This is a genomic window from Acinetobacter sp. TR3 (assembly GCF_027105055.1).
Lineage (GTDB): Bacteria > Pseudomonadota > Gammaproteobacteria > Pseudomonadales > Moraxellaceae > Acinetobacter.
In genome coordinates this window covers 1,379,595-1,399,933 of record NZ_CP114264.1, presented here as the reverse complement: position 1 = coordinate 1,399,933, position 20,339 = coordinate 1,379,595, and the positions used below count along the sequence as shown (strand labels likewise).

Below are 20,339 nucleotides of genomic sequence, written 5' to 3'. Positions count from 1 at the left end.
CATTATTGCTCAGTTTAACCGATTGCTAATCGATCCCATAGTTTTTGCAATCTAGTTGGTGAAATTGGCATCTTTGTTTTCATCGGTTGAGAAAACAAGGAAATTCTAAGTTCTTCCAACATCAAATACAATTCTTTGATTTTAGGATCATTTTTAAATTTAAATACTTTGTCCATCCATGGATCGACATCGTTAATTGCAGCGAGGTCACGTTGTAGATTATTTGGCAAACGATCCAAACGCAATAGTAATGCTTTTAAAAACCGTGGGTATTCCTGCCAAATCTCAACAGGTTTACTGTAGACAAAGTTCGCCAACGACATTAAATCAAGTTGGTCTTCTATGTCATCTACACTTCGACCAAAGATATCCTGATCTAAAACCAATAACTCGCGACGAATTTGCTGCCATTGAGTAAAAATATCAGTAATATCAATTAAAACTTTTTGGCCATCTGCCAAGAATTGCTTTTTTACATCAGCCATTAGCTGATTAAATTCCGCCGTATCTTTAGGCAAGGTTTTTATTGAAACTTGTAAGGTTGCATAAACCAGCATTTGTTCCAACTTCGCCCGATCACCTAAAGGTGAATATGCCAAAGCCAATGGTTTGGAAATCTGTTTTTTCAATTGACGGATTAAATCCCCCAATTGCATGTGTAAAAGACGAATCACGCCTTCACGATGTTGCTTAATTGCTTCATCTTGATCATTAAAGGTTTGAATCACCACGCCTGACTCATCTTTAACATCAAGTTCAGCAAAAACTTTACTTGGAACCAAAGCCTGATATTGCTTTACGACCACACCCGTGACTTTTTGAGACGCTTCAAATACAAAATTTTCAGGGAAAGTGTGGAACTCACCCTTTTGCTGCTTCACAGGACGATGAGTTTCAACACGACAACGTGCTTTGAGTTCATCTAAATCACGTCCTTGCGCAATGAGTTTGCCTTTTTCATCCACAACTTTAATAAAAGGTACGAGATATTGATCAATTCGTTCAAAAGAAAAATCTTTTTCAGTAATTTGCTCACCACGCAGAGCAAAAGCTAAATAACTAAATAAGTGCTCACGTAAATGTACTGCATCAACACCTTGCATCAGTTTTTTCGCAGTATCTGGAATCGGAACTAAATTACGACGTTTGTCTTTAGGCAACGCCTTGAGCAAAGCCTCAATTAAATCCTGACGCCACCCAGGAATCCCCCATGACCATTGCTTTTCATCTACTTGTGGCAAAGCCTGCACAGGAATTTTAACCGTTGCACCATCTTCATCATGGCTTGGATCAAAACGATAGCTCGCAGCTAAACGCAATTGTCCATTATGTAAATAATCTGGGAATTGCTGTGTGGTTGGCCGATCATTCATCCATAAGGCATCATCTTCTACAAAAAGATAACGCGGATGATCTGGCTCTACTGTTGCACGCCAATCTTCAAAACTACTGCGGCTGGCAATTTCCTCTGGCACTTTTTCAGCATAAAATTGATAAATAGTTTCTTCATCGACCACTAAATCACGACGACGCAATTTATCTTCAACACGCTCAACTTCTTCAAGCTTCAATAAATTGTGCTTTAAAAACGGTGGCGTAATACCCAAATTACCAGTCGTTAAGGCATCCCGTAAAAAGATTTCATGTGCCGCGGCTTGATCCACTTTTTCAAAATTCACCATACGTTTTGGTTCAATAATTAAACCAAACAATGAAATTTGCGCATAGGCATTCACAATGCCTGCTTTTTTCGACCAATGTGGTTCGAAATAGTGATATTTCAATAGGTCACGTGCAGCTAATAAAATCCATTCAGGATCAATTTTTGCCAAAGTTCGTAAGTATACTTGAGAAGTTTCCACCATCTCAAATGCCATTACCCAAGCAGTATTGGTCTTATGCAGCGTACTGGCAGGAAATACCTTGGCTTTCTGCTGACGTACCGCCATAAAAGTATTACGTTCATCGGTTTTATTGGCGATAAATGAAAGTAAACCCGTTAACAAAGCACGATGTAAATTTTCATAATTGGCTGCCTTTTCATTAAAGCTCAGCTTTAATCCTTCAGCCAACTCAACTAATTGTTGATGGGTTTGCTTCCATTCCCGTAAACGTAACCAACTTAAAAAATGTTGACGCGCAAATTGACGGCGCTTGTTTTCAGACTGCGTATCAGGACTGGTTTGCAGCGTATTCCAAAGTTTTAAATAGAATAAAAAGTCTGAATCTGCTTCTTTGAATAAAGCATGCTTCTGATCAGCCTGCATTTGTTTATCGGCAGGTCGTTCTCGTGGATCTTGAATCGCCAAGGCACTGACAATAATTAAAGTTTCTTTCAGTACACCAAAATGAGCGCCACCAATCAGCATACGAGCTAATCGTGGATCAATCGGCATGCGTGCCATCATTTGACCCACTTTAGTTAAATCATTTTTACGTTCGCTTAATGCACCCAACTCAATCAAAAGCTTGCGCCCATCATTCACCAAACGGAAATCAGGCGGCTCAATAAAGTCAAAATCTTCTAAACTACCTAAACCCAAACTTTGCATTTGTAAAATGACAGAAGCTAAGTTGGTTCGTTTGATCTCTGGTTCAGTAAACTCAGGACGACTTAAAAAATCCTCTTCACTGTATAAACGAATACAAACACCCGCAGCAATACGGCCACAACGACCTTTACGCTGATTGGCTGCTGCCTGTGAAATCGCTTCAATCGGTAAGCGCTGCACACGTGAACGGTAGTTATAACGTGAAATACGGGCAAAACCGCTATCGATCACATAACGAATATTAGGAACGGTTAATGCTGTTTCAGCAACGTTGGTTGCAATAATGATACGGCGACCTTTACCGCTTGGACTGAAAATCTTTTGCTGCTCGGCGAGTGCCAAACGTGCATACAAAGGCAACACTTCAGTATGACGAGGACCATATTTTTGCAGCGTTTCCTGTAATTCACGGATTTCCTGCTCTGTGCTGGCAAAAATTAAAATATCCGCATGTTCTGGATGCCCTTTACCCTCTGCATCAGCAAAACACTCTTCAACTGCTTGTACCACAGCACGTGGTAAGTTCTCTTCAAAATCATCAAACTCATCATCATCACTACCAATAATACTGAGTTCCGAAATTGGACGATAACGTACTTCAACAGGGAAGCTACGCCCTTCTACTTCAAAAATCGGTGCATCATTAAAGTATTGGCTAAAACGATTTACATCTAAAGTCGCCGACGTCACGATTACTTTTAAATCAGGACGCTTTGGTAACAACTGTTTGAGATAACCCATGATGAAATCAATATTCAGTGAACGTTCATGGGCTTCATCAATAATGATAGTATCGTATTTTGAAAGGAAGCGGTCGTTCGTCAGCTCAGCCAGCAAAATACCATCCGTCATCAAACGCACGATAGAATCTTGTGACCCCTGCTCATTAAAACGGATTTTAAAGCCAATCGCCTCGCCCAGTTTCTGCCCAACCTCTTCTGCAATACGTTGTGAGACACTTCGAGCAGCTAAACGTCGCGGCTGAGTATGCCCAATCATCCCAGTGAGACCACGACCAGCAAGCATGGCAATTTGTGGTAACTGCGTGGTTTTACCCGAACCAGTTTCACCCGCCACAATAATCACTTGATGTTTTTGTATTGCGGCAATCAAACGATCTGCATACTGAGTAACAGGTAAATCTTGATTGAGCTTAATTTGGGGAATACGCGCTAAGCGTTGTTTGACTTTGTCATTTGACTGTTGAAAAAGTTTTTCTATTTCCGCTGTTTCTGTTTTTTTATCTTTGCGCAGTCGATTTAAACGGTGACGGTCACGTGCCATAACCCATTGATCTACATTTAAATGACTCTGCACTGAACAGCTTTCCTAACAATAAAAATAATCAGCTATTTTACGCCTTAAAACGTTGCTATGCAAAGAAACTGCATCAATCTGTTCAGAATATTCATGCAGTTGTGTCTTTATGCTTATGATTTAGATGAATGATCAAAATGTTGACGCAAACGCTTTATATACTTTTTAAATGGCCATGTGAATTGTTTAACAAAACTATTCGGTATCTTATAACCAACTGTGCCGTAAACACTCGCAAGATGATTTGGCATATAAACACTTTTAAAGATCACATCATAGATTGGAATAAAAGCAGCATAGTTTTTATCAATCGCAGGCTTCTCTGAAGAATGGTGCCAATGATGAAACTCAGGAGTTGCAATTAACCAACGCAAATATGGAAAACGAAAACGTACATTTGAATGAATAAAAATGGCATGAAACGAAATAAAAACAAGATAAGCAAACACAGCCGATGTATGAAAGCCCAGTAGGAAAATAGGTAAGGTGGCAATAAAGCGCGTCATTAGTACTTCTACGATGTGCAGTCGTGAAGATGCCAACCAATCCATATACTCGGTGGAATGATGTATCGCATGGAAACGCCATAATAGATCTATTTCATGCATCGCTCGGTGCAACCAGTACACGACGAAATCAACCACAATCAATAACTCAATAAACTGCAACCAAATTGGCTGAGCTTGCACAAAAGGTACGATTGGATTATTGGGTAAGTGGGTAATCCAGTATTGAATCGGCATCACTGTCAAAAAGGTGAACAATTGAATTCCGATATGACTCAACATGAAATATTTCATATCCGTCACCCAACCTACCCTTAAGATTTTTTGATCAGGATTTTTAGCAAAGAACCCCTCAAGTGGAATGAAGATAAGAGCCAAGAGCACTAGGGTTAAAATGAAATAATCAATACCTGCGTAAAAAGGTAGGTTGGGTAAGGTTGGCGCTTTAATTAATCCACAGCCTAAAACTGCTGCCACAACAGCAAAACATAAGCCATAAAAACCATAACGATTTTGTCGAAATAACGCACTAAAAATCCCAAAACCAGCACTCAGCGTAATACCAAACATCAAACTGAAATAAAAAATATCATAATGTTTGGCATAAATAGGACGTAGTTCAGGCATAGTCAGTACCGACGGGAACATAAAACACAAAGCCCCAAAAATAGCTAACAAACCCAAGGACATTGAAATAAAAGCACTAATTTTACCTAAGCCTGCATTCAACTCTAAATTTTCGAATTTTTGTCTTAATTGATCAGTCATTTTTATAGATTTCACTGTATACCCGAGAATGTAAATTTCCGAGCTAAAATTTTCGTTTTTCTCAAATAAAAAAATTTGAGCATCCATCAAATTTAGCGGATTCTAAAGTGATCAAATATTTAATACAAGCTCAGAAAACAAACAATATAAGCTCTCAGTTCGATAAAAACATCGTATTACAATTATCGTGTGCTTAAATCTATATCTTGGTTTTCTCTATATTTTTTAGATTTTTTCAATTTTACCCTTGAATTTTAATACTATCGACTGCATGTTGTTATGCAAGTTAGTTTTAGGTATTCGTCATATTTGCTTCATCTTGTTGGAGTCAAATAGGCTTATATCTTAGGGTGAAAATCGTTTTATATTGATTCATTCAATTTTCCGATTTTAGTCATGTAAAAATACTATTTCCCCAATAACTAAAAATTATTTATTCTTGACCTCGTAAACAAGTAAGGCATAGCCTCTCAATAAAACCTCAATCATGGAGACAATGATGAGCTTAATTAATACTGAAGTTAAACCATTTAAAGCTGATGCATTCCGTAACGGTGAATTCATTCAAGTAACTGATGCTGATCTTAAAGGCAAATGGTCTGTTCTTATTTTCATGCCAGCTGCATTTACTTTTAACTGCCCAACTGAAGTTGAAGATGCTGCTGAGAACTACGAAGAATTCAAAAAAGCTGGTGCAGAAGTTTATATCGTAACAACTGACACTCACTTCTCTCATAAAGTATGGCACGAGACTTCTCCTGCTGTAGGTAAAGCTCAATTCCCATTAGTTGGCGACCCTACGCATCAATTAACACGTGCTTTTGATGTGCATATTGAAGAAGCTGGTTTAGCTTTACGTGGTACGTTCATCATCAATCCTGAAGGCGTGATTAAAACTGCTGAAATTCATGACAATGCAATTGCGCGTGATGTATCAGAAACTTTACGTAAACTTAAAGCTGCTCAATTCGTAGCAAGCCACCCAGGCGAAGTTTGCCCAGCAAAATGGAAAGAAGGTGAAGCAACGCTTGCTCCATCAATCGACTTAGTTGGTAAAATCTAATTTTTAGATTTAACAATGTTGAAAAGAAACCACTCTAAAAAGAGTGGTTTCTTTTTATTTGTCATTTGGTCACTTTTTACGATACGTCGATCTCAATTCAATATTAAATTTTTTACAATTCTTATACTTATAAATTTATAGCGAAATTCATTTATCAATTGTCAGCCTGCATTACATGGAGTAATGTCAAATTATGAAACATAAAGAGTTTTTTGTATGTACTAAATGATAAAACTGAAATGGGGGCAAATATATGGAAAAAACTGTTGTTGTAACCTCTTGGAAATATGATATTTCTTCACGTTATTTAAAAATTTTCTATAGCAATGGCACTGCCGAGCTTTATCACCCTGTTCCAGAGTTTATTTATAATAATTTACTACGCACCTCGGATAAGACCGCATTTGTTCATAAATACCTTGAGTTTGATCTTCACTTTAAACGACTTTATCTTTTAGCCTCATAAATAAAAAACCAGCCTATATTAAGGCTGGTTTTTTTATTTAAATTTATGGTGGTGTTTCAAAAAGTATGCTGAAACAAAGCAGGTTGAATTTTGATAAAATAGAGAAATGCGAATAACTCTAGAAATCAAATGTCCAACCTGCCTCAGTGACAGTATAAAGAAAAATGGCATCAAAGTAGATGGGAAACAAAACTATCAGTGCAAAGACTGTAAACGTCAGTTTATTGGTGACCATGCTCTGAGCTATCTAGGATGTAATTCAGGCATTACTCGAAAAATATTACAGTTGATGGTCAGAGGTAGTGGTATACGAGATATCGCTGAAGTTGAGCGAATCAGTATCGGTAAAGTTTTACGTACTTTAACCGAATCGACCTACCAAATTCAGCCTAAACAAAGTCATTATGAGTCTCTTGAAGTTGATGAGTTTTGGACTTTTGTGGGAAATAAAAATAATAAACAATGGCTTATTTACGCCTACCATCGAGAAACAGGTGAGATTGTTGCTTATGTTTGGGGTAAAAGAGACTTAGCTACAGTTCAACGATTGAAGACAAAGCTTAAACAATTAGGTATTCACTACACCCGAATTGCAAGTGATCATTGGGACAGTTTCATAACTGCTTTTAAAAACTGCAAGCAAAGTATTGGTAAATTTTTTACTGTAGGTATTGAAGGTAATAATTGCAAAATAAGGCATCGAATTAGGCGCGGTTTTAGAAGGAGTTGTAATTTTTCAAAAAAGATTGAAAACCATTTTAAAGCTTTCGACTTAACCTTTTTTTACATCAATAATGGCTTCATTTAATGTCAGCATACTTTTTGAAACACCACCAAATTTATTAAGCAGCTTCGACTTCAGCTTGTTCAGCATACTTCTCTAATATTTTTTCTTTTGCGTCTGGATGAATATTAATTTTCTCCATATTCCCTTTGTAATGCTCTACAACTCGATCATCCATAATTTTTGACCACCATGAAGGAATAAAGGCTGGCAAAATCATCGCACCATAACCTGCTGGTAATTGCGGTGCATCTTCAAAATGACGTAAAGTCTGGAAGCTACGTGTTGGATTTGCATGATGATCTGAGTGACGCTGTAATTGATACAAGAACAAGTTAGTCACTACATTGTTATTGTTCCAACTATGTTCAGGTAAAGTACGCTCATATTGACCATTGGCTTTCTTTTCACGTTTTAAACCATAATGCTCAATATAATTTACCGATTCAAACAAAGTAATCGCATAGGCAGCCTGAGTCACTTGGAACGGTACTGAACGCACTCCAAATTTGCTAAACATGGCTGCATGGTATATGGCAGACATCGCCCATCCATGAATCAACTCATTTTCTTTACAGAAGAATGGTAATTTTTTACGCTCTAAACGATTTTTCTCAATTTCAATCGCTGATTTGAAACTACCAATCACTGTACGCGGTAAAAATTTCCAGAAAGTTTCACCAAGTCGAGATGAGGCTGGATCTTCTGGCGTCGCAACACGGCGGTGATGACCATATGGATGCTCAATACGGAAATGATTATAGCCCGATGGAGCTAATGCCAAATGTGATAAATAATGTTCGAGACGACCGCCTTTATGGCTCAATTCATGCGCCGTATTGATGGCAATACCATTCACCATCCCCACCAACGTACCCAATAACGCTTGATCTGCAAGTGATGTACCTTTACGGCTTGCCAAGTAAGTGCCGTAAATATTGGTCGCATATTGCAATGGAATAAAAAGTTTAACAATTCGAGAATAATATGGATCAGCTTCTAAATCTGCAATCGCATCAAGTGGTGGATTTTCTGTGTCCTCGCCAATTAACTTATCCAATGCAGGAATAACACCATGAATAAATAATGGGCCAAAAGAGGCAAAGAATTTTTTGGTTTTTTTCGGTCCAAATTGATAACCCGCTAAACCACTCATTGCAATAGTCGGTACAGCCAAACCCAATAACCACAAATGACGTTTTTTATCTTTAAAAGTTGTTGTTGCCTGCTCTACATCCAGTTGAGTATGCATATTCATTAGAAATTCCTCAATCAAACACAAAATGTTTTGCTTGAATTGATTGTGTTCTTTTGCAGCCACTCTATATTATCATTTTAAGACTTGATATTATCATTTTAAGACTTTACTGGATTTTTATTGTGCAAAAACAGCAAATCCCTGTTATTCCGTCTCGTTATTATTTACGGTTGATCGAAATTCTGATTGGTACTCATCAATATGATAATGAGGTATTAAACGCATTTCATAACGAACTTTCTAAAACTGAGCTTTTATCAATTCAACAAATTGAACAATTTATTGCACTTGGCCTGAGCCTACCTAATACAGAAGATTTGGCTTTTGAACTCGGTAAAAATCTAAAACTCAGTTCGCATAGTTTGGTTGGATATGCATTAATGACCAGTCCAAATTTAGAACATGCATTGAGATTAATCGCACAATATTTTCGGCTAATTATGCCAAGCTTTAAGCTATCGATTCAATTTCCAACTCATCAACATAAGGTTGAGTTATTACTTGAACCCATCTTGCAAATGAATAAGCAATGTTTAGCATTTCATATTGAAGCAATTGCCGTTGGATTTTATTACAGCTTATTAGAACTTGCAGGACAACAATTACAACGTTACCAAATTTATTTAAGTATACCCGAGCCTGTTTATGCTGAACGCTATATACATCTCGTTAAAGCAAATTTTCATTTTAATTACACATGGATATCAGGTATACGCGTTGTTATTGATCAGCAACAACTGGCACTGCCATTACCTTTGGCGGATGCTCATAGCCTAAAAGTGGTTGAACAACGTTGTCAGGAACAGATTCAGAAAATTTATCATCAAGGTGAAATTGTTGAATGGGTCAGCATGATGTTAAGACAAGCCAATCAGATTCCAACATTAACCGAATGCGCTAAAGTTCTAAATATTTCCACCAAAACTTTACAACGTTATTTGCAGCAACAAGGAGTTGAATTTCAAAATTTAAAGCAGCAGATTAGCACCGAGCGGGCCATTGATTTATTAAAGAATTCCAAGTTTACCATCACCCATATTGCTTATGAATTAGGCTATTCGAACCCTGCCAACTTTACCCGTGCATTTAATAAAATTATTGGTTGTAGCCCACAAAGCTATCGCCTAAAATATCAAAATCAGATGCCCTTACTTCAGGACGACCATACATAGACCAGCACCAACAGGCAAAATGGTACTCATATAGTTTTCATCTGCTTTGATCAACTCAAGAAAATCTTTGACCTCAGCAGCATGCGAAATCACATTATCTACGATTAAAGTATTACCCGAGAACTGCAATAGACGTTTTAAATCATTCCAATAACTCACATAACAGCCACGCTCTGCATCTAATAAAATTAGATCATAGGATTCAGTTGCTTGTGCCAAATAATCTGAGGCATCGCCCACCCAAAAATCAATAAAACTCTCTAATCCAAATTCTTCAGCATATTTCTTGGCTTGAGCACTACGGAAAGCATTAATCTCTAAGGTTTGAACTTTACCTCCAACTGATTTTGCGGCTTCAGCCAACCATAAGGTTGAATATCCTGTCGATGTTCCAATTTCTAGAATCTGCTTTGATTGCTGAGTACGTACTAACATCCCAAGTAACTTAGCAGATTCTGCTTCAATATTTCGGTAACGTCTTAAACGATCAGACTGCCGAGCATCATGTTGCTTAAATTCATCATATAAATCAGCAATACGTTGTAAAAAAACGGTGCTCGTCATGTCTTGTCTCCGTAATGCTCAAAAGCAAAAGGTCAAATTTAAGTCGCTTGTATTAATTTAAAACGTGGAATAACTTGCCCATCTTCAAGTTCAACTGTTTCAACAAACATTGATAATGGACGCACCCACATTGAATAATCACCATATAAACACTGATATACAACAAGTTGTTCCTCAGTTTCGCTATGTCGAGCAACATTAAATACCTGATAAATTTGACCCTTGTAGTGTTGATAAATACCACGTTGTAATACCATTTTCTGCTTCCTTATATATGCCATGAAATGATTGCAGTTATATAACAAGTTCGATTCGATTCAAATTTTTATGCTCATGTACGCACAAAAGTTCCACAAATATACTTTAAAATTCAAAAATCCGATTAAATTTATAAAAACATACTGTTTTACCTATTTATATATTTTGCGTACTATAGCTTCATTGAATGAATTTAGCTGATTTGAACTGCTTAGAATTTGGAGAAATACATGTTAGATCAAAATATTAAAACGCAATTAAAAGCTTACTTAGAACGTTTAGAAAGTCCAATCGAGTTAGTTGCAGCTTTAGATGAATCAGACAAAGCCGCAAAGATCAAAGAACTTGTGACTGAAATTGCAGAACTTTCTGATCAAGTCACGGCACGTTTTGACGGTTCAAACGCTCGCCGTCCGAGTTTCGGTGTGGCTAAAGCAGGTGAACAACCACGTGTGTTCTTTGCTGGTTTACCGATGGGACATGAGTTTACTTCTTTGATCTTGGCTTTATTACAAGTGTCAGGCTATGCCCCTAAAGTCTCTGATGAAGTATTAACTCAGATCAAAGGTTTAAACTTAAAATCAAACTTTGATGTGTTTGTATCTTTAAGCTGCCATAACTGTCCAGATGTGGTTCAAGCCTTAAATTTAATTGCAATCTATAACCCGAATGCAACTGCGACCATGATTGATGGTGGTTTTTTCCAAGAAGAAGTTGAGGAACGTAAAATCTTGGCTGTACCGATGCTGTTCCAAGACAATGAACATATTGGACAAGGTCGTATGACTTTGGAAGAAATCGTGGCGAAGTTAGATACTAACTCAGCAGAGAAAGATGCAGCTCTTCTCAATGCGAAAGAGGCTTTTGATGTATTGGTGATTGGTGGTGGTCCTGCAGGTGGTACAGCGGCGATCTACGCAGCACGTAAAGGCATCAAAACAGGTATCGTGGCTGAACGTTTTGGTGGTCAGGTCATGGATACCATGGACATTGAGAACTTCACGACAGTACAAAAAACGGTAGGTCCGAAGTTTGCTCAAGATATGGAAGCGCATGTTCGTGAATATGGCGTGGACATCATGAATTTGCAACGTGTCAGCAAGATCACAGGTGCAGATCAAACGGCCAATGGTCTGGTTGAAGTTGAATTGGAAAATGGGGCTAAGCTTGAATCTAAAACCATTATTCTTTCAACAGGCGCACGTTGGAGAGAAATGAATGTACCGGGTGAAGCAGAATACCGTACTCGTGGTGTGGCGTACTGCCCGCACTGTGATGGCCCACTCTTCAAAGGCAAGCGTGTTGCGGTGATTGGTGGTGGTAACTCTGGTGTAGAAGCAGCGATTGACCTTGCAGGCATTGTTGAGCATGTGACGTTGGTGGAGTTTGATACCAAGCTTCGTGCAGATCAAGTGTTGCAAGACAAGTTAAATAGCTTGTCAAATACCACTGTAATCTTAAATGCGCTCAGTACTGAAGTGGTCGGTGATGGTTCACAAGTCACTGCGTTGAAATATAAAGATCGTGCGACTGATGTTGAACATACAGTTGAGCTTGCAGGAATCTTTGTGCAGATTGGTTTATTACCTAACACGGATTTCTTGAAGAACAGTGCGGTTGAACTCAGCAATCGTGGTGAGATTGTGATCAATGATCGAAATGAAACCAATGTCAAAGGTGTATTTGCTGCGGGTGACTGTACCACCGTACCATACAAGCAAATCATTATTGCGACAGGTGAAGGTGCTAAAGCTTCTCTATCAGCTTTTGATTATATGATCCGTTCTGGTGTTTAAAATAATCTAAAAACATGTGCACGCATTTACATTTCAAAAATGTAAGTGCGTGTTTTTACAAGTTATCAACAAATTTTCAACTTTATTATTCATACAGTTTATGTTTATATTTTCGCTATCCATACCTATTGGATGCCACAAAGAAAAGGAAACATGAAAATGAATAAATTACTTGTTGCATTAGGTCTCGCTGCTACTGTTGCACTTGTAGGCTGTAATAAAGATAAAGCGCCTGAAACTGGGGCAACTACTGGCGAACACTTAGAACATGCCGCTGATCAAGCGAGTGCTGATGTAAAAAATGCTGCTGATTCTGCTGCGAGCAATGTTGCTACTGCGGTAGATACTGCTGCTGATCAAATTGATGCTGCTGCTGATCATACTGCGAATGCAACTGCTGAAGCTGCTGCAAAAACTGAAGCCGCTGCACGTGATGCAACTGCTAAAGTTGCTGGTGCAGTTGAAAACGGCGCTGCTGATGTAAAAGAAAAAGCTCAACAATAATCTTTTGATTATAAAAAAGCCTCTGATCACAGAGGCTTTTTTAATGCAGAGAAAACTAACCGAGTAATCCTTCATCACGCATTGCAATTTGTACCGACTGACGTTCGGCCACTTTATTACGCAAAGCGATAATATGAATATAAGGTGTTAAGTCATGTTCAATATGATTTGACCAATTTGTAAGTACAAATAAATACGCATCTGCTGGACCAAAATTATCATCCACTAAATAATCATATTCTGATTCAGCTAAATAATTGTCGATATATTTCAGTAAACGATCTACTTCAGCATACGCTTTGGTTTTTTCATCATCAGTTAACTTACCACTAAAGAAAACTGCATAAGCATCATGCAACTCAGAATTTAAATAACCTAACCATTCAAGGACTTTGGCACGCCCCATGCCCGATGGTGGAATTAAATCCTGTTTAGGATCGTGTTGTGCCAGAAACGGTAAGATGGCAACATTCTCAGTTAAGATTAAACCAGGATTAATCTCTAAAGCTGGAACATAACCTTTCGGGTTAATTTCATAATAATCTACCCCTTTCGAGGTTTTATGTGTTTTTAGGTCAACGCGTTCTAAGTCAAAATCTACATTTATTTCATTTAAAATAATATGTGCTGCCAATGAGCAAGCACCAGGCGAATAATACAACTTCATAATTGATCCTTGTTATCTAACTCTTATGTTCTAAAATGCTTTACCTTAATTTGCAAAATGTGTTTCCACAAATTTGTCAAAAAAAGTAAAAAATACTGAATGATCTGACTATTAGTGAAATTACATGATTTTGCAAGTAGTCTTATGTCAACTTTTTATTATCATCGTATATATCCTGCTCAAATAGATCATTTTTTGAGGAGAATAGATTACTTCTATCCTCCTCTTTTTGCATAGATCACACTTTATCTTTTCTTGAGCGCTTGGAAAAACTTGCAAGACCCAAAAGACCTAAGATCGATAACCATCCAAAACTCCCCGATGAAGTATTTGACGGTGAAGGTTTATTCTCGACATCACTCATATCAAGATCAACAATTACAGGATCATGATCTGAAGAGCGATAAGCATCTTCTGAGAAAAATAATGCTTTTTGTGCATCGGTTTTATATTCTTCGTTGTAATCTAAAACGGTTGGTTCATCTGCATTGATATGCCAAGTAAATGCTTTTTTTACTTTACTATATAAATTTGCATCTGCAATTGCGTGATCTAAATTGCCTGCGCCACCATAGCCTTCCGTATTACTTGATACACCAAATACATAGCTATAAGCCTGCTCACCTTGCCCTACAACTTTGTCATTTAATAGAACTTTGTAATTTGCCTTTTCAAACACCTGAATCGGATCTTCTTTGGCATAACTATTCATATCCCCTAAAACTAAGATGTTTGGCTTTTCTACTTGAGTTGGATTTTTTGCCATCCATTGAACGAGCTGTTGAACAGCTTTCACACGTGTCGGGTTCCAACAACCTTGCCCATCTTTTTGATCAGCGTCTGTTGTATTCGTGTCAACACCTGTACATCCTTTAGATTTCAAGTGATTAGGAATAATCGTGAACATTTGCTTTCCAGAAAGCGGTTGAAAAGTTTGCGCAATCGTCGATCTATTTTTATCACCTAAATCAAGTACAACTGGCTTGTTCACAGGTTTTATACGTTTGCTGTTATAAATAATGGCAACAGCAATCACATCTGTTCCTAAACGATCCTGATTTTCAGGAACTACATATTTCCAATCAGCGCCTAAAGCTTGGGTTAAATATGCAATTGCACTATTTTTATCATAGCCATTGTTTGCAATTTCCATCAAACCGTATACATCGGCATCAATTGCTTTTAATGCTTTGATAATTTTACGATGTTGTTTATCAAACTCAGCTTGACTAGATGCACCACGCTCAGTAGGAAATCCTGTTTTACCATTATCATAATTTAAGACATTAAATGCTGCTGCACGAATCAACTGCGTATCTTTAGTGGTGACATTTGGTCTTGATGGTGTTTTAGCGACCAATTCTGGGAGATTACGCCCCTGAATAGGCTGAATGCGCCAACAATTAAAACGATATTCTAAAATCCCTTCAATGTTCTTAAGCTGATCACCAGAGCGCAAACTATTTGTTGCACTGAAGCTCTGCGGCAACCAAGGCGTTCTGTTTTGATTGTTATAACCATCATCTAAAATAATCTTCGATAATAAGTTTTTCTGTGCTAATGCTTTTGCCTCAGCAGATAAAGGTGGATATAAGTTTGTTGGAATAAATAATCGCTCCTTACTCAGTGACAGCTCACCAAAGCGACCATAATTATAATTTTCACTGATGGTTAAAGTTTGTGGTAGTTTTACCAACATTCCTTGATAAAGTTGTGGTGAATTTACAGTTAATTCAGTCAAACTATTAAACGGTAAATCAACACTTTTTGGCTGTACCTGGCTTGCCATATTGCTATTACAGGTCAAAATATTTTGCTGTAACTGATCAATCTGTAATTGGTTTTGATACGCAGTCAAACGTCCTCGTAAGATCACTTCATCCCCAACTTGCCCACCTTTAACAGAGCTACTCGCTGGAATATAAACAAAAATCGCATTACTCATGTTTGGTTTAGCTTTGCTATCAACAGTTTGAATATAGAAGCCAGAAAAACCATTTTCATAACGATAATCAGCAGTGATCACACCGCGGAGCGTATAGTTTTGCCCTTGAGTTGCTTTATTATTTAAATCTGCAATCGCTGTGTCCGTACTAGAGCAACTCACTGTTTCACTGACAGGAGGTGTTGTTGAACCTGTTATATTTGAAAAATCATTCCGATCCTTCCATGTACGCCATGAACCATCTAAATCAAATGCTGTGGTTGGATCAATTTCAGTTACAGGATTGACCGTTTGCAAGCGAGTAAAACTATTCGCTTTACTGATAGTAGTTGTTCCCCAACCGCCTGACGTAGGTTGTTCACCTAATCGTCCAAAACGATCAATCACTTTCCCTTTATAAACTAATAATATTGCATCATCACCATTAAACGTAAATCCAGCGACTTGATTAACCTTATCACCTAGCTCAGTTTGTAATGCAGCATGTCCAACTAGAAAGCGCCCCTTACTTTTCAGGTTCCCATTCAAAGGAAAAACTAAAGGCTTCAACGTCGTGCCATTATTAAACTGTTGGATCTCATAATCAGCCAAGTTAACCGATGTCGCATCTGGATTATAAATTTCTAATCCCTTTTTATTGCTATTGCCATCAATATACTGGCTAAACATAAGCTGCGCATGTGCCACAGAAAATATCGAAGATGCACCCAACAATCCTAAACAAACTGCAATCGAATGGAATTTAAAGTTTTTCATAAATTTTTTACTTAATGTTCAAATCGACATTAGGCTATTCAATCTGTGTGACAACGATATGAAGATTTTTTTACAAGTTTTAGGCAATCAAAAAAATGAACCCTTAAATAAAGTCATTTAAACATTTGACTTGACCACCTGAACACTTAAAATACGGCATTTCTATCTTTATATCTCCAGAATCATGTCAAACGATCAGTTAGAAACGCAAATTACGGAACTCGACAATTTGCCAGAGCACCGTGAAATTGTGACGTTTATGCGTCGTTCAGCTCCGCTCAATACTTCACAACGTACTGCTTTAGAAGATTATCGTGATTTAATTTTGGAATATCCTGTTGGTGATTTACGTCAACACTTTGAACACCCTGAGCGCCCATTAACAGTCGAAATCGGCTTTGGTATGGGTCGTTCTTTAATGTTAATGGCAAAGGCAAATCCTGAGCGTAACTTTGTCGGGATTGAAGTGCATATTCCTGGTATCGCACAATGTGTGTATGAAGTCGGTATGGCTGGTTTAAAGAACTTGTTTGTACTCGATGCAGATGCGATCCAAGTACTACGTGAAATGCCAGACAATAGCATTAACTGTGTGCAACTGTACTTCCCAGACCCATGGCAGAAAAAACGTCACTTTAAACGTCGTTTTGTGATTCACGAGCGTATGCAACTGGTTGAACAAAAGTTAGAGCTTGGAGGCACTTTCCATGCTGCTACTGATTGGGAGCCATACGCAGAATGGATGCTTGACGTTTTAGATCATCGTCCTAATCTAGAAAATCTAGCAGGTAAAGGCAATAGCTACCCTCGCCCTGAATGGCGTCCAGTAACTAAATTCGAACGTCGTGGACTTGAATCTGGTCACAAGATCAATGACTTTATTTTTAAAAAAATTAAGTAGTGACTCGTAAAATTTCAAATACAAATAGCATTAAATATTATTTATTTAATGCTATTTATCTCTTATTGGCTTACTCATATTAGTTTTTTCAAATCTTAAAAGAACAAAAAACTGAATGCTCTCTGGTGTCCATAGACGATAAAAACGATATCTCTAAAACCGTTATTATCGAACTCACTTTATAAAATCAAATCTGATCAAATTTAAGCTCTTCTATTTACATGATCTATAAATATTTTTTACCCATATTTAGCTAAAATGAGAAATCGTTAATTTTTACATCCCTTTAAGAAATTATCGTTTCATAAACAATGAGTACTATTCACTGTAATGATTTAACTCAATGATGAAGATAGGTTGGTTTTATGGAAAAAACACTGCAATGCCCTAAATGTGGTTCTACAGAAATCGAAGTACGTGATCATAACAAATTACTAAAAACAACAGGCGGAGTTCTAATGACTGCGGCTGGAACTACTGCAGGAACAGTGGGTGGAGCTGCAACAGGTGCATCAGTTGGTGCCACGATTGGTACTGTAGCAGGTCCATTAGGCGTAATTGTGGGTGGGACTATCGGAACATTTGTAGGTGCAATTAGTGTCGGTATTACTGGAGGAATCGTAGGTAATATTTTTGGGAAAAAAGCAGGTGTGGCGATCGACAAGAATATTTTCCAAGACTATCTTTGCCTCAAATGTAAACATCGTTTTAAACAGAAAAATTGATTAAGCTTAAGGCATATTTACATTCTTTCTAAGCTGATATTTAAAAAAATTGTATCAGCTCAATGTATTTACAGATAATCGCTCGATTTTCTAGAATACAAATACATGCTTTTCTAACATTTCTTGATATTAAAAATCATTCAAATTTTGTCCATCACAAATAAAATGAAATGGTTTCCCTATCATTATTTTCCGTGTAAATGTCGTTTCATAATACTTTCACTTAAAAGTTTATAAACATCAACAAGATCGCTTCCTGAATTCTTTTCTAATAATTGTTGATGCATTTTTAAAATATTTTCATCACCACGCATTGCAGGACCTGTTTGCATTTCTTTAGGATTATTGATCGTTGCTTTTTGAGCAGTTTCTAAAATCAATGGATAAAGTAAAGAAAAATCAACCTGTTGCTCATCAACAATTTGTTTAGAAAGATCATAACAGTAATTGCTAAAATTACATGCAAAAACAGCAGCCATGTGTAATGTCTGGCGTTGTTGAGAACTATATTGATAAACCTTCGGAGTCAGACTATGCGCTAATGAAGCGAGCAACTCCAAGTCATTGTAACGAACTGCCTCGACAAACATAGGTGTTTCGGCCCAATCAATCGCACGCTCATGACTAAAAGTTTGTAAGGGATAAAATACGCCAGATCTCTCATATACTGTTGAAAGCACCTCTAAACTGGTACTTCCTGAGGTATGAACAATTAATGCTTGCTGCAAATAATGATTAATTTCCTGAATAACATCAGGTATGGATTGGTCTGATATGGCAATAATAACGAGATCAGTATTGGAGTTTAATTGATCAAAATGATTAATCCCAGTGGCTTCAACTAAAGATGCTAAACGATTTGCTTTTTCTAAATCACGACTAAAAACTTGTACAATCTGGTGATCAGGATGTAGTACTTTTGCTAAATGATAAGCAACGCGCCCTGCACCAATAAATGTAATTCTCATTTTTATTCGACCTATATACAAGCAAAGCTATTCATTATTAAATTATTTACGGAAAATTTCTAATAATGAATTAGCTTACTAAAAAGTTAAGCAGAATAAGTCACAAAACCTATTCTGCTCAGCAACAAAGTTTAGATGAATGTCTGTACTGCTTTACCTTTCAAAGTCTGGCCTAGCAAAGGTGTATTTTTACCTTGAGATAAAATTGTCTCTTTTGATACTACCCACTCTAGTTCTGGATCAACCAATACCCAACCGGCTTCTTGCTGCCAACGTTCAGTCATATTTGCAACTTGCGCTGGAATTGAAGTCACTTTTTCAACCCATTCTAATGGTCCAAACAGACTTTCTTGAATCAGTTGCACACCCAAAGCGACATAAGTATCAAAAGCCGTTATTCCAGGTTGCGTTTCTGCAAAAGGCGCCATTTTTGCTGAACTACTTAATGGTTCATGATGAGTACAAATTGCATCTATCACGCCTTCTTTCACACCTTGACGTAACAATGCTTTATCTTGCTCAGAACGTAATGGTGGGCGAACATGCGCAAGTGAGTTAAAACCGTCAGTGAGTTGTTCAGTCAAATGTAATTGGTGCATCGCAACATCCGCAGTGACTGGCAAACCTTTGGCTTTAGCTGCGCGAATCAAATCAACTGACGCACCACAAGACAATAAACCAAAATGTGCTTTCACACCTGTTGCTTCAATCATCAAAAGGTATTTAGCAATGGCAACTGTTTCAGCAAGTGCAGGAATCATTGGTAAACCTTGACGAGAAGCGATAAAACCTTCGTGCGCACAACCATCTTTTGCAAGCTGTGGCTCTTCGGCATAAAAGACAACGGTCAAATCCAAACCAGCAGCATACTCAAGAGTACGAATCACAACATCATCATTTTCAAATGCGGCATTGGCATTGGAAACGGCAGTACAACCACCTTTCTTTAAGCCTGCCATATTCGCTGGTTGCTTCCCATTTAAGCCTTGAGTTTGTGCACCAATAATATGTAGATAAATACCGCCATCTAGTTGTGCCTTTTCAATCAGACCATGAATGAGTGCGCCATTATCTTGTACGATTGGCTTTGAGTCTGGTGGAGTAATGACATGCAAAATACCATTCGCACGCGCAGCTTTACCTTCTGACTTTAATGTCCCATGTTGTTGTTGCCCTGGCTCACGTAAGCGTGCACACAAGTCAACCATGGTTGGCATTAACCATTTACCTTGACCGTCAATCGTTTCATCAATTTGATCTGCGCTATCGACCAATTTACCATTCTTAATATAAACCGTTTGAACTTGATCAGTTTTTTGAATTGGATCGAGCACACGGACATTTTCAACTTTTACAATACTCATGTGAT

The 20,339-nt window shown here is 37.6% G+C and carries 17 protein-coding genes; 8 read left to right on the top strand and 9 right to left on the bottom strand.

The annotated features are described in order from the left end of the window. Positions 1-14 precede the first annotated feature (14 nt). The gene (hrpA, locus tag O1449_RS06455; RefSeq protein ID WP_269239487.1) at positions 15-3,869 is read right to left on the bottom strand and encodes an ATP-dependent RNA helicase HrpA; all 3,855 of its coding nucleotides are present in this window, start codon (positions 3,867-3,869) and stop codon (positions 15-17) included. 113 nt (positions 3,870-3,982) lie between these two features. Beyond that, on the bottom strand, positions 3,983-5,143 hold the full coding sequence (locus tag O1449_RS06450) for a sterol desaturase family protein (protein WP_269230185.1): 1,161 nt from the start codon (positions 5,141-5,143) through the stop codon (positions 3,983-3,985). 499 nt (positions 5,144-5,642) lie between these two features. On the opposite strand from O1449_RS06450, the gene ahpC reads away from it, so the two are divergent. The 3 genes from ahpC (at position 5,643) to O1449_RS06435 (ending at position 7,480) form a co-directional block, all read left to right on the top strand. Next, positions 5,643-6,206 carry an alkyl hydroperoxide reductase subunit C gene (gene ahpC, locus O1449_RS06445; protein ID WP_004662563.1) on the top strand — a complete coding sequence of 188 codons (564 nt, stop codon included), beginning with the start codon at positions 5,643-5,645 and terminating at the stop codon, positions 6,204-6,206. Positions 6,207-6,459: 253 nt separating this feature from the next. Continuing rightward, positions 6,460-6,672 carry a KTSC domain-containing protein gene (locus O1449_RS06440; RefSeq protein ID WP_269230184.1) on the top strand — a complete coding sequence of 71 codons (213 nt, stop codon included), beginning with the start codon at positions 6,460-6,462 and terminating at the stop codon, positions 6,670-6,672. Positions 6,673-6,778: 106 nt separating this feature from the next. Beyond that, on the top strand, positions 6,779-7,480 hold the full coding sequence (locus tag O1449_RS06435; protein WP_001223318.1) for an IS1-like element ISPa14 family transposase: 702 nt from the start codon (positions 6,779-6,781) through the stop codon (positions 7,478-7,480). 34 nt (positions 7,481-7,514) lie between these two features. On the opposite strand, the gene O1449_RS06430 is transcribed toward O1449_RS06435, so the two are convergent. Beyond that, on the bottom strand, positions 7,515-8,714 hold the full coding sequence (locus tag O1449_RS06430; protein ID WP_269239486.1) for an alkane 1-monooxygenase: 1,200 nt from the start codon (positions 8,712-8,714) through the stop codon (positions 7,515-7,517). A 122-nt stretch (positions 8,715-8,836) separates the two neighbouring features. Here O1449_RS06430 and O1449_RS06425 point away from each other — a divergent pair, with 122 nt between their 5' ends. Further along, positions 8,837-9,886 carry a helix-turn-helix domain-containing protein gene (locus O1449_RS06425; protein ID WP_269239485.1) on the top strand — a complete coding sequence of 350 codons (1,050 nt, stop codon included), beginning with the start codon at positions 8,837-8,839 and terminating at the stop codon, positions 9,884-9,886. Here O1449_RS06425 and O1449_RS06420 read toward each other — a convergent pair. After that, positions 9,863-10,450: an O-methyltransferase gene (locus O1449_RS06420; RefSeq protein ID WP_269239484.1), complete on the bottom strand. Its 588-nt coding sequence runs from the start codon at positions 10,448-10,450 to the stop codon at positions 9,863-9,865. The two genes, O1449_RS06425 and O1449_RS06420, sit on opposite strands and share 24 nt — an antisense overlap. A gap of 38 nt (positions 10,451-10,488) precedes the next feature. Further along, positions 10,489-10,707, bottom strand: a complete 219-nt coding sequence (locus tag O1449_RS06415) for a DUF1653 domain-containing protein (protein WP_004662574.1) — start codon at positions 10,705-10,707, stop codon at positions 10,489-10,491. Positions 10,708-10,938: 231 nt separating this feature from the next. On the opposite strand from O1449_RS06415, the gene ahpF reads away from it, so the two are divergent. Then, a complete protein-coding gene (gene ahpF / locus O1449_RS06410; RefSeq protein ID WP_269239483.1) occupies positions 10,939-12,504 on the top strand; it encodes an alkyl hydroperoxide reductase subunit F in 1,566 nt (521 codons plus the stop codon). 159 nt (positions 12,505-12,663) lie between these two features. Continuing rightward, entirely contained in the window at positions 12,664-13,008 is a 345-nt protein-coding gene (locus O1449_RS06405; RefSeq protein ID WP_269230180.1) for a hypothetical protein, read from the top strand. Positions 13,009-13,063: 55 nt separating this feature from the next. Here the strand turns inward: O1449_RS06405 and O1449_RS06400 are convergent, their stop codons facing one another. Both O1449_RS06400 and O1449_RS06395 read right to left on the bottom strand, forming a co-directional pair. Further along, positions 13,064-13,675 (bottom strand): glutathione binding-like protein, encoded by a 612-nt coding sequence (locus O1449_RS06400; protein ID WP_004662579.1) that lies wholly within the window; start codon positions 13,673-13,675, stop codon positions 13,064-13,066. A gap of 238 nt (positions 13,676-13,913) precedes the next feature. Beyond that, positions 13,914-16,376, bottom strand: coding sequence for an ExeM/NucH family extracellular endonuclease (locus tag O1449_RS06395; protein ID WP_269239482.1), 2,463 nt, complete (start codon positions 16,374-16,376; stop codon positions 13,914-13,916). A gap of 184 nt (positions 16,377-16,560) precedes the next feature. On the opposite strand from O1449_RS06395, the gene trmB reads away from it, so the two are divergent. Beyond that, positions 16,561-17,277 (top strand): tRNA (guanosine(46)-N7)-methyltransferase TrmB, encoded by a 717-nt coding sequence (gene trmB, locus O1449_RS06390; protein ID WP_269230178.1) that lies wholly within the window; start codon positions 16,561-16,563, stop codon positions 17,275-17,277. Between the two features lie 365 nt (positions 17,278-17,642). After that, positions 17,643-18,002 carry a hypothetical protein gene (locus O1449_RS06385; RefSeq protein ID WP_046738100.1) on the top strand — a complete coding sequence of 120 codons (360 nt, stop codon included), beginning with the start codon at positions 17,643-17,645 and terminating at the stop codon, positions 18,000-18,002. Between the two features lie 185 nt (positions 18,003-18,187). Here O1449_RS06385 and O1449_RS06380 read toward each other — a convergent pair whose 3' ends face one another. Both O1449_RS06380 and O1449_RS06375 read right to left on the bottom strand, forming a co-directional pair. Further along, the gene (locus O1449_RS06380; protein WP_269239481.1) at positions 18,188-18,970 is read right to left on the bottom strand and encodes a Rossmann-like and DUF2520 domain-containing protein; all 783 of its coding nucleotides are present in this window, start codon (positions 18,968-18,970) and stop codon (positions 18,188-18,190) included. A 131-nt stretch (positions 18,971-19,101) separates the two neighbouring features. Then, complete coding sequence (locus tag O1449_RS06375; RefSeq protein WP_269239480.1) at positions 19,102-20,334, bottom strand: dihydroorotase; 1,233 nt, start codon at positions 20,332-20,334, stop codon at positions 19,102-19,104. Positions 20,335-20,339 lie beyond the last annotated feature (5 nt).

Excerpts from the sequence above, each read along its gene's own strand:
- O1449_RS06450 (WP_269230185.1), bottom strand. The coding sequence starts at position 5,143 with ATGACTGATCAATTAAGACAAAAATTCGAAAATTTAGAGTTGAATGCA.
- ahpC (WP_004662563.1), top strand. The coding sequence starts at position 5,643 with ATGAGCTTAATTAATACTGAAGTTAAACCATTTAAAGCTGATGCATTC.
- O1449_RS06440 (WP_269230184.1), top strand. The coding sequence starts at position 6,460 with ATGGAAAAAACTGTTGTTGTAACCTCTTGGAAATATGATATTTCTTCA.
- O1449_RS06435 (WP_001223318.1), top strand. The coding sequence starts at position 6,779 with ATGCGAATAACTCTAGAAATCAAATGTCCAACCTGCCTCAGTGACAGT.
- O1449_RS06430 (WP_269239486.1), bottom strand. The coding sequence starts at position 8,714 with ATGAATATGCATACTCAACTGGATGTAGAGCAGGCAACAACAACTTTT.
- O1449_RS06420 (WP_269239484.1), bottom strand. The coding sequence starts at position 10,450 with ATGACGAGCACCGTTTTTTTACAACGTATTGCTGATTTATATGATGAA.
- O1449_RS06415 (WP_004662574.1), bottom strand. The coding sequence starts at position 10,707 with ATGGTATTACAACGTGGTATTTATCAACACTACAAGGGTCAAATTTAT.
- ahpF (WP_269239483.1), top strand. The coding sequence starts at position 10,939 with ATGTTAGATCAAAATATTAAAACGCAATTAAAAGCTTACTTAGAACGT.
- O1449_RS06405 (WP_269230180.1), top strand. The coding sequence starts at position 12,664 with ATGAATAAATTACTTGTTGCATTAGGTCTCGCTGCTACTGTTGCACTT.
- O1449_RS06400 (WP_004662579.1), bottom strand. The coding sequence starts at position 13,675 with ATGAAGTTGTATTATTCGCCTGGTGCTTGCTCATTGGCAGCACATATT.
- O1449_RS06395 (WP_269239482.1), bottom strand. The coding sequence starts at position 16,376 with ATGAAAAACTTTAAATTCCATTCGATTGCAGTTTGTTTAGGATTGTTG.
- trmB (WP_269230178.1), top strand. The coding sequence starts at position 16,561 with ATGTCAAACGATCAGTTAGAAACGCAAATTACGGAACTCGACAATTTG.
- O1449_RS06385 (WP_046738100.1), top strand. The coding sequence starts at position 17,643 with ATGGAAAAAACACTGCAATGCCCTAAATGTGGTTCTACAGAAATCGAA.
- O1449_RS06380 (WP_269239481.1), bottom strand. The coding sequence starts at position 18,970 with ATGAGAATTACATTTATTGGTGCAGGGCGCGTTGCTTATCATTTAGCA.
- O1449_RS06375 (WP_269239480.1), bottom strand. The coding sequence starts at position 20,334 with ATGAGTATTGTAAAAGTTGAAAATGTCCGTGTGCTCGATCCAATTCAA.